The sequence below is a fragment of the Clostridium sartagoforme genome (assembly GCF_004794105.1).
GTDB classification, from domain to species: domain Bacteria; phylum Bacillota; class Clostridia; order Clostridiales; family Clostridiaceae; genus Clostridium; species Clostridium sartagoforme_B.
On record NZ_SRYR01000001.1, the window covers coordinates 308,209 to 325,370 of the forward strand.

Consider the following 17,162-nt stretch of genomic DNA (forward strand, 5'->3'; position numbering starts at 1 on the left):
TACTGTTTCTTTTTTGATTAAGACAAGCACCTCGATGGCGGGGTGTTTTTTATTTTACATAAATGGAGGAAAAAGATGAGTAATTTAAAATCAAATGATGGAATTAGACTTACTTATGGTGTAGATGATAATCCATCCTTATCTGAGAAAATTTTATTTGGAATTCAGCATATATTTGCTGCTTTTGGAGGGATTATAGTAGTACCACTAGTTTTATCTAGTGCTTTAGGTTTTGATGCTAAGACAAGTACTGCATTAATAAGTGCTTCAATTTTAGCAGCTGGACTTGCAACAATTATCCAAGCTAGGGGAATTGGTAAAATTGGTTCAAAAGTTGCTTGTATAATGGGCACAGACTTTACATTTGTTTCACCTTCTATTACAGTTGGTTCTACTTTGGGATTACCTGGAATAATCGGTGCAACTATATTAGGAGCAGTTTTTGAAGTGGTTTTAAGCTTTTTTATTAAACCATTAATGAAGTTATTTCCACCATTAGTTACTGGAACAGTTGTATGTTTAATAGGATTAACATTACTTCCAGTTTCAATAGATTGGGCTGCAGGTGGTGCTGGCTCAGCAGATTATGGTAGTATTAAAAATATTTCTATTGCAATGCTAGTTTTAATTGGAACTTTACTATTAAATAGATATGGTAAAGGAATGCTTAGCAGTGCTTCAATCCTAATTGGAATGGTAGTAGGATATATTGCATGTATTCCATTAGGGTTAGTGGATTTTTCATCAGTAAGAGAAGCTAGTTGGATATCATTCCCTAAGATATTTGAATACGGAGTTACTTTTGATTTAAAGGCACTTTTAGCATTTATTCCAGCTTATTTTGTAACTGCTATTGAAACTGTTGGATGCTTAAAAGCTGTTGGAGAAGTTTCAGAAGTAGAAATGGATGATAAACGTATTGGAGCAGGAGTTTTAGCTGATGGTGTAGGTTCTATGTTAGGAGGAGTTGTTGGTACATTACCAAATACTACTTTTAGCCAAAATGTTGGATTAATTCCATTAACTAAGGTTGCTAGTAAGCATGTTGCTGTAATGGCTGGTATAATATTAGTTTTATTAGGATTCTTACCTAAACTTGCTGCTATAGTAAATATTATTCCTCAACCAGTATTAGGTGGGGTTGGAATAGTTATGTTTGGTACAGTTGCAGCAGCAGGAATTAAAACATTAAGTAAGGTTAAAATAAATGAACGTAATTTATTAATAATTGCAACAGCTATTGGATTAGGACTTGGAGTAACTTTCAGACCAGAATTTATTTCACAATTACCTGAAGGATTAAAAATGATATTTACATCAGGTATATCAACAGGTACTATTACTGCATTAGTTTTAAACCTCGTTCTTAAAGAAGAGAAAGAAGATTTAGTGCAAGAAGAAAATCTTGAAAAAACAGCATAATATTACTGTTATAAATAGAAAAATTGAAGATTTAATAATGAAAAAAATAAATAAGAAAGTAATTTGATCTAAATTACAGAATTAAGTTTGTTTTAGGCTTTATCAAAAGAGTTTTTGATAAAGCCTATTTCTTTTGGGAGTAAAAGCAAATTTTTTTCGGAGTATGGTATCATAGTAGAATAATAAAAAACATTATGGTAAATTAATTCCAGTTACTTTATAATTTAATTATCAATGTTTTGGGGGTGATAAAGTGAGGGATATAAAAAAGTCTCTAAAAACTTCAATATTATTAATTATAATTTCACTTATTATTTCAATAGGGATAAAGTTTTCACTAAAGATAGATAATCCAGTATTTTTAAAAAGTTATCTTGATATGAATTATTATGAAAATGAAGATATGTATTCTTTTTCAGGGCATAATTTAGAATTGAAATATATTACTAATAAGGGGGATAAAAGACAAGTAACATCAGTAATATTTGATAATGCTCCTTATTTAGATTTAATTGTAAGTGAGAATAATATTAGTGGATTTATGACTTTTTATAATGGAGTTAATAGTAATATCGAATCTTATGGACCTTATGATATTCATACAGTTTTTGTAGATTTAGATATGTCAAGAAGGAATAAAAAGTTAGAAGAGGTTATTGAGCTAGATAAAGCAAAGGTGTACTTTAATAATGGAGAAAGTATGGATGTTGACTTAGGAAAAATAATTCTTAGTAAGTATAAGGAGAACCAAAGTCCTTTGGATTCTATTGGTATGAATGGTTCTAGCGATGGAAGCTCGCAAAGTATTTTTTATGTTACAGATAATATTTTTGTATCAAAGGTATATTCTCAATTATTTGAATATAGTAGAGATCTATTAGAGTTTAATATTGATAAATTAGGATATTTAGAAGAGCAAGATGTTGTTTACAATAAATATGAGCATTTATATTTTACATCTCAGTTTCACAATATAGAAGATCCTTCAAGAAAATTAAGTAGGTATGATATTAAACCTAATATATATTTTGAAGATAAAGATGGAAATGAGTATATGAAGGAAGTACAGAATATATCTTATACTCCTAACTTCAATTTTAAAGATATTTATAATTATTTAAAAAGCCAAGGAGAACTGTAATGAGTAGAGGATATAATAAAATATTTTTGGGAATCTTATTTACTTTGTTTAATATTAATCTATTTGGTATTAAGATATTACCAACATTTGTTGCAATATTAATAATAGCATCAGGTATTAAAATATTAATAGAAGAAAGTAATGAAGAGTATTTTAAGAAAGCACTGATTTTTAATAATATTAGAGTTGTAATTACAATTTTGTTATTTGTTTTAGATTTTACTCCTATAAATGAAGTTATAAATAGCAAAAATATTATTAGTCAAATTATTATTAATATTAATTTGGTACTTGATTTAATTACTATGACATTATTATTAAAAGGAAGTTCTGAAGTCTTTAATAAGAATGAAGAAATATCATTATACTGCAATAAGAGGACTAGCTTATATATATGTATATTTTCATCTCTAATTATTATATTTAATTTAACATATATATTTTTAAATCAAGGAATGGACGTAATTATTGCATTGCCTATGCTAGTGATTTGGTTGTGGGTGGCATTCATCTTTAGGAGACTTCGTAGTGAGTCTTTATAGAATAAAATAATAAAAATCTTAAAATTGCAGATAATACTTCTATTAAGTATATGGAGGTGTTATTTTGAAAAAAGATATATTAGATGAATTAGAACTTAAAAACTCTAGAAATTTGTCAGAAGAAAAATTTAATGATAATACTGTATTAGGGATGAATAAAGATTTAGAAAAGCTTAGAATAAATGATGATGTTAGTAATGAAGATATAATAAGTGATGAATACTCATCTGTTATTAATAATTCGTATGTAGAATTAAATGAAGTGCTAAAAGAAAAAGATAATAGTATTATTAAGGATAAGAATAAGGTTTATGTACATCCTATAATTCCTAATAAACAATGATGAGGAAGTTTTTGATTAAGTATAATATTAAATAAGAGAAATAGATTAAAAATGTGTTTATATGCAAATAAATGTAGCAACTCATAATTAAATGAGTTGCTATATTTATTTGCAAATTGATTTAGGAAAATAAAAAATATTATAGTCCTAGCCTCAAGGTAACTTTAAATAGTAAAAGTTTCTTATATAGAATAAATATTCGGAAAAATTATGGGAAATATTTGAAAATAGTTTTCGCTATGATATAATTAAAGAGAATTATTACCAATATATGTAAATATTATTAAGGAGGATAGAACTATGAACAAAAAAAAGATTTCAGCTTTATTAATAGCAACTTTGGTAGCTATTAATTCAGTAGCTTCACTTACTGTTGTAAATGTTTTTGCTGAAGGAAATACTATTGAAGAAAGAGCCGCATTAATGGAGGAAGAGATTCCACAGTCTAAAATGAGAGCCAGTGCATCTTCTTATGAACCATCTGACTCACCACAAAATGCAATAGATGGAAATGCTGCAACTATGTGGCATACCCCTTGGGATGGAAGTGCAAAACTTCCACAAAGTCTAACATTAGATTTAGGAGGTACAAATAGTGTAAGTAGCATAAAGATTTCACCAAGAACAAGTGGTTCTAATGGAATAATCACCAAATATGAAATTTATGCAATAAAAAATGATAGTGAGGTTAAAATTGCTAGTGGAAAATGGGAAGAGAATAATAATTCTAAAAGTATCATTTTAGATGAAGTAGTTTCGGCAGATAAGATTAAGATAGTAGCCTTAGAAGCAGTAGGAAATTATGCTTCAATAGGTGAAGTTAAAGTATATAAATCCACTGGTGAAGTAGAGAAACTGTCTAGTTATGATAATAAAAGTATTACCTCAAATGCTACAACAGTTGATATAACAAAGGATATAGAATCATTAAAAAATCTAAATGAAGGAACTATAGTTACAAGGTTTGATACTAATTCATCAGACTTACAAGCCTTGTTTGGTGCAAGTAATAATAAGACAAACAATGGATATTTTTCATTATATGTAAGTGGGAATAGAGTTGGATTTGAGCTTAGGAATCAAACACAAGAAGGAAATACGTCAGGTGGGACAACCAATATAGCACATAAATATGTAGATGTAGCTTTAAATAATGGTATTAATACAGTAGCTTTAAAAATATCAAATGGAATTGGATATAAGATTTTTGTAAACGGTATCCTAGCTTTAGATGTAGCTGATAGTAATGCAAGTTTTTTATCATCAGTACAAGGTATTAATAGTGCGTATATAGGAAAAGCTGATAGATTTACAGGTAATGAATATATATTTAATGGAGATATAGATTTTATAGATATTTACGGAAAGCCAGTATCAGATAATTATTTAATTAAGAGAACTGGTGAAACAGCATTACCTAAAGAGGAAGATATAATGCCAGATCATATTTATAAAACTGAACCAGAGGATATATTTTACTCAGGGTATTTGGGATCAAATAATTATAGAATACCAGCGATGATGACTACTAAAGAAGGGACTATTTTATCATCTATAGATGCTAGGATACCTCATGGGGGAGATTCGCCTAATAATATAGATACAGCTATTAGAAGAAGAGTACTAAATGAAAATGGTGAGTATGGAGAATGGGAAGAGGGAAAGATAATAATAAATCTTCCAGAGAATGCATCCACAATAGATACATCATTGGTTCAAGACGAAGTAACAGGTAGGATATTCTTACTTGTAACAAGTTTTGCCTCTGGATATGGATTCCCTAACGCTAAAACAGGATCTGGATATACTGAAGTAGAAAAAGATGGTGTTGTATATAGATATAGATCCTTATATGATAGTTCAAATAATCTATATACAATAAGAGAAAATGGTATAGTATATGATTCTAATGGAAATCCAACTGAATATAAAGTAACAGAAAATAATATGGATCTTTATAAAGGTGAAAATAAGGTAGATAATGTTATGACATCAACTTCGCCATTAAAGGTTTTAGGAACAAGTTTCTTAAGTTTAATTTATAGTGATGATGATGGAGTTACTTGGAGTGATCCTGTTGATTTAAATAAGGATGTTAAAGTTGATTGGATGAGATTCCTAGGAACAGGTCCTGGTGTTGGTATGCAGGTTAAGAATGGTGATCATGCTGGAAGGTTAGTATTCCCAGTATATTTAACAAATTCATCAGGTTTTCAATCAAGTGCTGTAATATATAGTGATGATAACGGTGAAAACTGGGATATTGGAGAAACAGCCAATGATGGAAGAGATTTAGGAAATGGTGAATTTGGTGATGCAGAACACATGACTTCAGGCCTTCAACTTACAGAATCTCAAGTTGTTGAAATGCCTAATGGACAATTAAAAATGTTTATGAGAAATACTGGAGCATATGTTAGAATAGCAACTAGCTTTGATGGTGGTGATACTTGGGATTCTGATGTTTATGAGGACTTAAATTTAAGAGAACCATATTGCCAATTAAGCGTTATAAATTATAGTAGAAAAATTGATGGAAAAGATGCTATAATTTTTGCGAATCCTGATTCAGGTAGTAGATCTAATGGGACAGTTAAGGTAGGACTTATAAATCAAAATGGAACTCATGAAAACGGTGAGCCTAAATATACATTTGATTGGAAATATAAAAAGGTTGTTAAACCAGGTTATTATGCATATTCATGTTTAACTGAGCTTCCAGATGGAAATATAGGATTATTCTATGAAGGTACACCTACTACATCTATGTCATATATGGAAATGGGAATAGATTATCTTAAATATAATGTAGCAGATTCTATTGAGCCAGCAGCAATTAAATCTGTAAATATACTTGATGAGGATAATAAATATCTTCCTGGAGAAAATATTAAACTTAAAATAGCATTTAATCAAACTGTAAGTTTAGTTGGCGACAATAACTTAACTGTAAATATTGGTGGTAAAGATGTTACATTAACTTTAGTTCCAGAAGAGAATTCAACTGAATTCACTTTTATAGGAACACTTCCAGAGGATATTGAAGCCGGAGAACATGGGGTAGTATTAAATGCTAATCCAAATACTAAAATATTAAATACCCTAGGGCATGAGCTGATTCTTAATGAAAATAAAAATTTAGACATAGTAGTTAATATTGAAAGAAATGAAGAGAATGAAGAAGTTAATAAAGATGCATTAAGAATCTCAATAGATTATGCAGAAAAATTAAAAGTCAGTGGTGAATTGGAAGATGTAATTCCAATTGTTGTGAAGGAATTCAATGAAGCTCTAGAGCTTGCTAAAGGTGTTTATGAAGATAAGAATGCTAGTGAGGCTGAGGTAAATACAGCCTTTATGAGATTAGCCAATGTTATTCATATGCTTGAGTTTAAAAAAGGCGATAAAGAAGCATTAGAACAATTTATTATCATGGCAGAAGCATTAAATCCGAAGGTATATACTTCATCATCTTGGGAAGCAATGCAATTAGAACTTGAAAATGCTAAAAGTGTATTTAATGATGAAAATGCAATGGAAAATGAAGTTATGGAAGCGACTAACAAACTTAAATTAGCTATAGATAATTTAGAAGCTATTAAGATTAATAAGTCAGCTCTACAAAAACTTGTAGATATTATTCTTGCATTAGATGAAACTCAATATATACCATCAACATGGGCACCAATGGATGCTCAATTAGAAAATGCAAATAATATTTTAGCTAATGCAGAATCAACTCAAGAACAAGTAGACGAGGTATACAATACCTTACTAAGATCGTATTTAGAATTAAGATTGAAAGCAGATAAATCTAAGCTAGATGACTTAATAAATAAAGTAAAAAATATGGATTTATCTAAATACTCTTCAAAGGATGTTGCTAGAATTAATGCTGAATTAGAGAATGCAATTAAGGTATCTAATAACGAAGAATCAACACAAAAAGAAGTAAATGAAGCTACTGAAAGATTAAGAACTGTTGTAAATGAAGTTGCTTCAAATAATGATAATGGAACCAAACCTGATGATGGCTCAGGATCAGGAACTTCCTCTGGAGATGGAAGTAGTGGTAGTGGTTCAGATGCTTCTGGAAGTGAAAGCAGTAGTTCAGGCACAACAGGAAAGGGAAGTAATGGTTCAAAACTACCAAATACAGGTGGAGTTCAAACAGGAATATTGGGAGTTATTTCTGCTTTAGCTGGGGTTAGTCTTTTCAGAAAAAGAAAGAATAAGAAGGACTTATAAAGTATAATAAAAGAATATAAATTAAACTTTTAAATTAGTGGTATTGCAAAGTGATTTTTTGAACTTGCAATACCATTTTTTACTTCTACTTAAATAATATTTAATGTATTTTTTCTTTAAGATTCATTTAAGGTAATAATGCTATTATTTACTCAAAGAAAATATAGGAGGATTTAATATGAGCAAAAGAATTATAGCGATTTTATCTATAGCTTCTGTACTTTTATTTGGAGTAGGATGTAGTAAAAATGTGAATGAAAATACTGCAATAAGTGGAGAAACTATAGAAGTAGATACGAATATTACATTAGGCGATACTATATCTATTGATGGAAATGGAGCTACTGTTGATGGAAGTAAAGTAGTTATAAACTCAGCTGGAACCTATGGGTTTACTGGAACTTTAAAGGATGGTCAAATAGTTGTTAATGCTGGTAAAGAGGATAATGTAAGAATTGTTTTAAATGGTGTTGATATAACTTCATCTAATAGTGCACCAATTTGTAGTATGAGCTCAAAAAACACTTATTTAGTACTTCAAGAGGGAAGTGAAAATATAGTAACTGATGGAGCAAATTACGTTTATGAAGATGAAACTACTGATGAGCCTAATGCTACTATATTTAGTAAGGATGACTTATTGATAAGTGGAACAGGAAAATTAACTGTTAATTCTAACTTTAATAATGCTATAACTAGTAAAGATGACTTAAAAATATCAGAAGCAGATATTAATATTACTTCAATAGCAGATGGGCTTAGAGGAAAAGATTCAGTTACAATTTCTAGTGGGAATATTAATATTAATGCATCAGGAGATGGAATAAAATCTAATAATGCTGAAGATACAGAAAAAGGATATGTATTAATTGAAGGTGGAACTATAAATATAACTTCATTAGAAGATGGGATACAAGCTGAAACTAATGCTACTGTAACAGGAGGAGATATAACTATAAATTCTGGCGGAGGAAGTGAAAATAGTAGTAAGGAAAGTGAAACCTTAGGAAACTTTGGAAGACCAATGGATAATAAGAATAATTCTACTACTACTGAAGAAGATACTCCAAGTGCAAAAGGAATAAAAGGAAGTAATTTAGTTAAAATAGACGGTGGAAATATAAACATAGACTCTGCAGATGATTCAATACATTCAAATAGTAATGTTGAAATTAATGGAGGAGTAATAAATATTTCTTCAGGAGATGATGGTGTTCATGGAGATTCTACTGTTGATATTAATTCAGGTGAAATTTATATTACTAAGTCTTATGAAGGAATCGAGGCTGAAATAATAAATATTAATGATGGAAATATAAAGCTTGTAGCTAGTGATGATGGAATAAATGCAGCTGGTGGTAACGATGGATCTTCAATTAATGGTAGACCAGGGCAAAATAACTTTGCTTCTTCTGGAAATGCTTCAATAAATATTAATGGTGGTAGAGTTATTGTAGATGCTAGTGGTGATGGTTTAGATGCAAATGGATCTATTTATATGAAAGATGGAGTAGTTATAGTAAACGGGCCTGAAAACAGTGGGAATGGAGCTCTAGATTACGACGGTAAGTTTGATGTAACTGGTGGATTATTAATTGCAGGAGGAGCATCAGGAATGGCTCAAGCACCAAGCGAGTCATCTACTCAAAATATATTTAATATAAATAAATCTTTTGAAGCAAATAGTATTATTCATATTGAAGATGAGAGTGGAAATGAAGTAATAACTTTTGTACCTAGTAAATCTATAGGTTCTCTGATTGTATCATCACCTACCATTAAAACAGGAAGTAGTTATAAAATTTATACAGGTGGAGAATCAACAGGAACTTTAGAAGATGGATTATATAGTGAAGGAAATTATTCAGGAGGAACTGAAGGGGAGAGTTTTACTGTTTCTAGTATATTAACTACTGTAGGCCAAAGCGCTGGTGGATTTGGCAATCCAGGTGGAGGAAGAATGGAAGGGCCAGGAAGAATGGAAGGTCAAGGGGAAATACAAGGAACTCCGCCATCACCTATGGAAGGTGGAGAGCCACCAGCTAGACCTTAGATTATTAGTAAATAATCATATTTTCAATCTTTAATTAGTTACTAATTATTAAGCTGCCTTTTTAAGGTAGCTTAATTAAAAATAATTTGATTCTAAAAGCGCTGAAGGGCGTTTTTTATTATTTTATAAATTATTCAATATTAATTGTTAAACAACCTTATACTACTTTAGTGTTGACAATGATTATGTAAAGGTTTATTATGTAATCAAACAACATATACGTACAAGTATGAAGGAGAGTATTTTATGGAAAGAAAATGGTGGCATAGTTCAGTAGTTTATCAAATTTATCCAAGAAGCTTTAAAGATAGTAATGGTGATGGAATAGGCGATATTCAAGGTATAATTGAAAAACTTGATTATTTAAAGGATCTTGGAATAGATGTTATTTGGTTAAGTCCTGTTTATAAATCTCCAAATGATGATAATGGTTATGATATTAGCGATTATTATGATATTATGGATGAGTTTGGAACTATGGAGGATATGGATATACTTCTAAGTGAAAGTAAGAAAAGAGGAATAAAAATTCTTATGGACTTAGTTGTAAATCACACTTCAGATGAACATAAGTGGTTTATAGAAGCTAAGAAGTCTAAAGATAATGAATATAGAGATTATTATATATGGAGAAAGCCTGTTAATGGAAAGGAACCTAATGAATTAATATCTACTTTTAGTGGTAGTGCTTGGGAGTATGATGAGGCTTCAGGTGAGTATTATCTACATTTGTTTAGTAAGAAGCAACCTGACCTTAACTGGGAAAATGAAAAGGTACGAGAAGAAGTTTGGAAGATGATGAATTTCTGGATAGATAAAGGAATTGGTGGTTTCAGAATGGATGTTATCGACTTAGTAGGTAAAGTTCCAGATGAAATGATAAAGGAAAATGGGCCAATGCTTCATAATTATCTTCAAGAAATGAATAAAAATTCTTTTGGAAAACATGACTTGTTAACTGTAGGTGAAACTTGGGGAGCAACTCCAGAAGTAGCTAAGCTTTATTCAAATCCTAATAGAAATGAGTTAAGTATGGTTTTCCAATTTGAACATATTAGTTTAGATAAGATTCCAGGAAAAAATAAGTGGGATTTAAAACCTCTAGATCTTAGAGATTTAAAGAGAGTATTTTCTAAATGGCAAACAGAACTTGAAGGGGAAGGGTGGAATAGTTTATTTTGGAACAACCATGACCTTCCGAGAATAGTTTCAAGATGGGGAAATGATAAAGAATATAGAGTTGAAAGTGCAAAGATGCTTGCTACTCTTTTACATGGATTAAAAGGAACACCTTATATCTATCAAGGTGAAGAAATTGGTATGACAAATATTAAATTCGATACAATAGAAGAATATAATGATATTGAAATAAGAAATATGTATAAAGATAGGATAGCTAGAGGTTTTAAGCATGAAGAAATAATGGAATCTATATATGCAAAAGGAAGAGATAATGCTAGAACTCCAATGCAATGGTCAGAAGAAGAAAATGCAGGATTTACAACAGGAAAGCCATGGCTTACTATAAATGAAAATTATAAAGATATAAATGTAGAAAGAGCTTTAAAGGATAAAAACTCAATATTCTATCATTATAAAAAGCTTATAGAATTAAGAAAAGAAAATGAAGTTATAATTTATGGTGACTATACTCTTATAGATCCTGACGATAAAGACATCTATGCTTATACTAGAGAATTAAACGGTGATAAGATTTTAGTTGTATGTAACTTCTATAGTGAAAATATAGAGTTCAACTATAAAGATATAGTTAATAAAGAACCAAATATTTTATTAAGCAACTATAGCAATTCAAGTACAAATATTAATAAGTTAAAGTTAAGACCTTATGAAGCTATTATGTTTAGACTTTAATGGTCTATAGTGAAATAAATAAATAAATAAATAAATAAATAAGAGAAGTATATCAAAAAGCTAAAAATGATATACTTCTTATTTTTTATATTATTTTTAGAAAATATTTGTGAAAACGTTTGACAAAACATATACGTATATGTTAAATTTAATATATAAGATGTAAGTACAAGTTGTTATAAATATTATGGAGGGAAAAATAAAAATGGGAAAATTTAATAAAGATGTTAAGTTACTAATTGAATATTTAGGAGGTGTAGAGAATATTTCAGCTGTAACTCATTGTGTTACAAGAATGAGATTTGTTTTGAAAAATCCCCAAAATACTGATGTCAAAAGTATAGAAGCCTTACCAGCTGTAAAGGAGACTTTTACACAAGCTGGACAATTCCAAGTTATTATAGGACCACAAGTTTCAACTTTTTATAATGAATTTATTGCAGAAAGTGGACTAACAGGTGAAAGTAAAGATTCAGTAAAAGAAGCTGCTAAACAAAATATGACGGTAGTACAAAGGGTTGTTGCTAATCTTTCAGAAATATTCTCACCATTAATACCAGCAATTATTGTTGGGGGATTATTACTAGGATTCAGAAATATAATTGGAGATATGAAGCTTTTTGAAGAAGGAACTAAGGCTTTAGTAGAAATATCAGTTTTCTGGAATGGTGTTAACAGTTTCCTATGGTTAATATGTGAAGCTATATTCCACTTCTTACCTGTAGGTGTTGTTTGGTCAGTTGCTAAGAAAATGGGTGCTAATCAAATGATTGGTATAGTTATTGGTATTACTCTTGTTTCTCCTCAATTATTAAATGCATATGCAGTTACAGGTGCAGAAAGCATTCCATACTGGGATTTTGGATTTGCTAAGGTTGAGATGATTGGTTATCAAGCTCAAATTATCCCAGCTATCTTAGTAGGCTTTACTTTTGTATATTTAGAAAGATTTGCAAAGAAAATTTCACCTGATGCAATTCAGATGATTATTGTACCATTTCTTTCTTTAGTTCCAACTGTACTTTTAGCTCATACAGTACTTGGACCTATTGGTTGGAAGATTGGAGATGTAATTGCAACTGTAGTTCAAACAGGATTTAATTCATCTTTTGGATGGTTATTTGCAGGGGTTTATGGATTTGCTTACCCAATCTTAGTTATTACTGGATTACATCATACTTTATTACCAATAGATTTACAATTAATTGCTACAACTGGTGGTACATATGTATGGCCAATAGTTGCCCTAGCTAATATAGCTCAAGGATCAGCGGTTTTAGGATATATATTTTTAAAGAGAAAGAGTGTAGAAGAAAAGCAAATTGCTGTACCAGCATGTATTTCAGCTTACTTAGGCGTTACTGAGCCTTCAATTTTCGGTGTTAACTTAAAGAACTTCTATCCATTCTTAGCAGCATTAATTGGATCAGGTATAGCAGGTATAGTTTCAATGTTATTTGTTGCAACAGCTAATTCTGTAGGTATTGGAGGTTTACCAGCAATACTTTCAATGCAAGGAAATAGTATGCTACCTTATCTATTATGTATGGCTATTGCAGTAGTAGTTCCATTTGTACTAACAATAATATTTTCAAAGACTAAATTAAATAAAATTGCAGCAAAGTAATAAAAAATATGGAGTGTATAAATAATGAAAGATTTTAAGAAAAGTGTAGTTTATCAAATATATCCTAAGTCTTTTAGTGATAGTAATAATGATGGTATTGGAGATATAAAGGGGATAATAGGCAAACTAGACTACCTTAAATCATTAGGGGTTGATTATATTTGGTTAACCCCAGTGTATATCTCCCCACAAAGAGATAATGGTTATGATGTAGCAGATTATTGTAGCATAGATCCACGCTATGGAACCATGGAGGAGTTTGATGAACTAGTCAAGGAGGCAAAGGATAGAGATATATATCTTATGCTAGATATGGTATTCAATCATACATCTACTGAGCATGAGTGGTTTAAAAAAGCTATGAGTGGTGATGAAAAATATAAAAATTATTATATTTTCAAAAAAGGAAAAAATGGAGAAGCTCCAACTAATTGGATTTCTAAATTTGGTGGTAGTGCTTGGGAGTATGTAGAAAAGTTTGATGAATACTACCTTCATTTATTTGATGTTACTCAAGCGGATTTAAATTGGGATAATGAAGATCTAAGAAAAGAAATTTATAATGTAGTTAACTTTTGGATAGAAAAAGGAGTTAAGGGATTTAGGTTAGATGTAATAAATCTTATTTCTAAGCCAGAAGTATATGAAGATGATAATGAGGGTGATGGAAGAAGGTTTTATACTGATGGACCTAATATTCATAAGTATTTAAAAGAATTAAATGAAAATACTTTTGGTAAATATGAAGATATTATCACTGTTGGAGAAATGTCATCAACTTCAATTGATAATTGTATTAAGTACTCTAATAGTGAAGAAAAAGAGTTATCAATGGTATTTAATTTTCATCACTTAAAGGTCGATTATAGAGATGGAGAAAAGTGGTCCTTAATGGATTTTGATTTTAAGGCTTTAAAAGATTTATTTAACTCATGGCAAAGAGGATTAATAGAAGGTGATGGCTGGAATGCACTATTTTGGTGTAATCATGATCAGCCAAGAATAAATTCAAGATTTGGCGAGGTTAATGAATATCTTAAAGAATCATCAAAGATGTTTGCAACAACAGTTCACTTGATGAAAGGAACTCCTTATATTTATCAAGGTGAAGAAATAGGAATGACTAATCCTGAATTTGAAGATATAGAAGAGTATAGAGACGTAGAATCAATTAATTATTATAATATCTTAAAAGAAGAAGGAAAAGAAGAAGAAGAAATTCTAGAAATTCTTAAAAGTAAATCTAGAGATAATTCTAGAACTCCAATGCAGTGGGATGACAGTATAAATTCTGGTTTTACTAAGGGAACACCTTGGATAAATGTATCAAAAAGATATAAAGAAATTAATGCTGAAAATAATCTAAAAGATAAGGATTCAATTTTTTATCATTATAAAAAACTAATTGATATTAGAAAAGAAGAAGATGTAATAGCTTATGGAGATTATAGAATATTAGATAAGGATAATAAAAAAGTTTATGCTTATGAAAGAAGCCTAAATAATGAATCAGTAGTTGTTGTAAATAACTTCTATAAAGAAGGTGCAGAAATTAACTTATCTAAAGAAATAGATTTAGATAATAAAAAGGTAGAGATACTATTATCTAATTATAAAGATAGTTATCTAGATATAAATAGTCTTAAATTAAGACCTTATGAATCTGTAGTGTATAAAGTAATTAATAGTTAAAAATTTAAAAAGTAATTTGAAGAAGGTTACTAAAAATAATTTAAGGGAAAACTCCTAATGGAGTTTTTTCTTAAATTTAAAATTTTAAATATAAATTAGATAACTTTATTATAAAAACCTACTTAAAACCTTAAAATGAAACAATATATGTAATATAATATATTTATATAATGAAATTTATAGGAAAGAAGTAGGAGAGAAGATGAGTAAGTATATTGAAATATATAATGAGATAGTTAGTAATATTGAAAATGGAAATCTAGAAGTAGATTCTAAGCTTCCTTCAGAAGCACAACTTATGGATAAGTATAGTGTTTCAAGGGATACTATAAGGAAATCTTTAAATTTATTAGAACAAAATGGATATATACAAAAGTCAAAAGGTAAAGGCTCATTTGTACTAGACATAAATAAATTCAACTTTCCTGTTTCTGGAATAAGGAGTTTTAAAGAGTTAATTGAGAGTATGGGAAAAGAAGTTATTACATCAGTGGAGGAACTAAGTCTTAGGGCTCCAAGTAAGAAAACTATGGCTAAGTTAGAATTAAGTAATGAAGATCATGTATGGAAAATAGTTAGAGTAAGAAAAATTGATGGAGAAAGAATTATATTAGATAAAGATTACTTTAATGCAAGGTTTGTTCCTACACTAACTTTAGAAGTATGCAAAGACTCAATATATAAGTATATTGAAGGAGAACTAGGTCTTAAAATATCTTATGCTAAGAAGGAAATAACTGTACAACAAGCAACAGAAGAAGATAAGAAGTATTTAGATTTAGGAAGAGATAATATGGTAGTTGTAGTTAAGAGTTACACATATCTAGAAGATAGAAGCCTTTTTCAATATACAGAATCTAGACATAGGACAGATAAATTTAAATTTGTAGATTTCGCAAGACGTTAATTAGAGATAATAGGGGGGGAAGTTTTGGAAATTAATAGAGAATTTATTTCAAAAGCTAGAGAAATAATTATAGATAAGATAAAAGATGAAAAGGTAGCTGATATATTTGAAAAATGTATGAACAATACATTAGATACTACAGTGAAATTCCATGAAGATGAAACCGTCTTTATAATTACAGGGGATATACCTGCAATGTGGCTTAGAGACTCTGTATGTCAAATAAGACCATATCTTTTATTTGCAAGAGATAATAAAGATATCGCTAATATGATAAAAGGATTAATTAGAAAACATTATAAGCTTATTAAGATAGATCCTTATGCAAATGCCTTTAATGAAAGTGCAAATGGAATGGGGCATCAAGAAGATATTACTGAAATGCTACCAGAGGTATGGGAGCGTAAATATGAGCTAGATTCACTATGTTTTACTATTCAATTAGTGTACTTATACTGGAAGATTACAGGGGATAGCAGTCATATAGATAATGAATTTTTAGAAGTTATAAATATTATACTAGACTTATGGGAATTAGAACAAAATCATGAGGAAAATTCTAAGTATAGATTTAATAGATTAAATTCTAGAGCAAGAAATAATTTGGAAAGAGAAGGTATAGGCACTAAGACAAAGTATACTGGTATGACTTGGTCAGGATTTAGACCTAGTGATGATGCTTGTGCTTATGGATATTTAGTTCCATCAAATATGTTTGCGGTAGCAGTTTTAAGATACGTATCAGAAATTTCTACTGAAGTATTAAAAGATAAAGATTTAGAAAAGAGAGCTCTAAAGTTAAAAGAAGAAATAGAAAAGGGAATTGAAACTTACGGTATTGTACATAATGAAAAGTATGGAGATATGTATGCATATGAAGTTGATGGCTTTGGTAATAGTTTCTTAGTAGATGATGCTAATGTTCCAAGTCTATTATCTATTCCTTTAATAGGTTATAAAGATAACAAAGATGTTACATATATTAATACAAGAAATTATATATTAAGTAAGGACAATCAATATTACTATGAAGGTAAATATGCTAAGGGAATAGGAAGTCCACATACTCCAGATGGGTATATATGGCATATAGCATTAGCTATAGAAGCTTTAACATCAGATAGTAAAGAGGAAAAATTAGAGAAAATTATGATGATGAAGAATACTGATGGAGATACTCATTTTATGCATGAGTCCTTTGATCCTAATGACCCAACTATTTTTACAAGAGAGTGGTTTTCATGGGCTAATTCAATGTATTGTGAATTAGTAATGGATTATTGTGGAGTAAGATTAAAAGATATATTATAAA

At 29.5% G+C, this 17,162-nt stretch carries 11 protein-coding genes; all 11 read left to right on the top strand.

Translation table 11 applies throughout. From position 1 onward, the window contains the following. Nucleotides 1–75: 75 nt before the first annotated feature. The 11 genes from E5347_RS01310 to E5347_RS01360 all read left to right on the top strand — a co-directional run bounded on the left by E5347_RS01310 (nt 76) and on the right by E5347_RS01360 (nt 17,161). On the top strand, nt 76–1,422 hold the full coding sequence (locus E5347_RS01310; RefSeq protein WP_136003800.1) for a nucleobase:cation symporter-2 family protein: 1,347 nt from the start codon (nt 76–78) through the stop codon (nt 1,420–1,422). A gap of 253 nt (nt 1,423–1,675) precedes the next feature. Then, nucleotides 1,676–2,563, top strand: coding sequence for a hypothetical protein (locus tag E5347_RS01315; RefSeq protein ID WP_136003802.1), 888 nt, complete (start codon nt 1,676–1,678; stop codon nt 2,561–2,563). Further along, entirely contained in the window at nt 2,563–3,105 is a 543-nt protein-coding gene (locus E5347_RS01320; protein ID WP_136003804.1) for a hypothetical protein, read from the top strand. The genes E5347_RS01315 and E5347_RS01320 overlap by 1 nt, the downstream gene beginning before the upstream one ends. Nucleotides 3,106–3,169: 64 nt before the next feature. Further along, the gene (locus E5347_RS01325; protein WP_136003806.1) at nt 3,170–3,448 is read left to right on the top strand and encodes a hypothetical protein; all 279 of its coding nucleotides are present in this window, start codon (nt 3,170–3,172) and stop codon (nt 3,446–3,448) included. A 300-nt stretch (nt 3,449–3,748) separates the two neighbouring features. After that, a complete protein-coding gene (locus tag E5347_RS01330; RefSeq protein WP_136003808.1) occupies nt 3,749–7,696 on the top strand; it encodes a sialidase domain-containing protein in 3,948 nt (1,315 codons plus the stop codon). A gap of 178 nt (nt 7,697–7,874) precedes the next feature. Beyond that, entirely contained in the window at nt 7,875–9,749 is a 1,875-nt protein-coding gene (locus E5347_RS01335; RefSeq protein ID WP_136003810.1) for a carbohydrate-binding domain-containing protein, read from the top strand. Nucleotides 9,750–9,995: 246 nt separating this feature from the next. Then, nucleotides 9,996–11,624: a glycoside hydrolase family 13 protein gene (locus E5347_RS01340; protein ID WP_136003812.1), complete on the top strand. Its 1,629-nt coding sequence runs from the start codon at nt 9,996–9,998 to the stop codon at nt 11,622–11,624. Between the two features lie 205 nt (nt 11,625–11,829). Further along, a complete protein-coding gene (gene treP, locus E5347_RS01345) occupies nt 11,830–13,251 on the top strand; it encodes a PTS system trehalose-specific EIIBC component (RefSeq protein ID WP_136003814.1) in 1,422 nt (473 codons plus the stop codon). A 24-nt stretch (nt 13,252–13,275) separates the two neighbouring features. Then, the gene (gene treC / locus E5347_RS01350) at nt 13,276–14,943 is read left to right on the top strand and encodes an alpha,alpha-phosphotrehalase (protein WP_136003816.1); all 1,668 of its coding nucleotides are present in this window, start codon (nt 13,276–13,278) and stop codon (nt 14,941–14,943) included. Nucleotides 14,944–15,145: 202 nt separating this feature from the next. Then, entirely contained in the window at nt 15,146–15,850 is a 705-nt protein-coding gene (treR, locus tag E5347_RS01355) for a trehalose operon repressor (protein WP_136003818.1), read from the top strand. Nucleotides 15,851–15,874: 24 nt separating this feature from the next. After that, nucleotides 15,875–17,161, top strand: a complete 1,287-nt coding sequence (locus E5347_RS01360; RefSeq protein WP_243109698.1) for a glycoside hydrolase family 125 protein — start codon at nt 15,875–15,877, stop codon at nt 17,159–17,161. Nucleotide 17,162 lies beyond the last annotated feature (1 nt).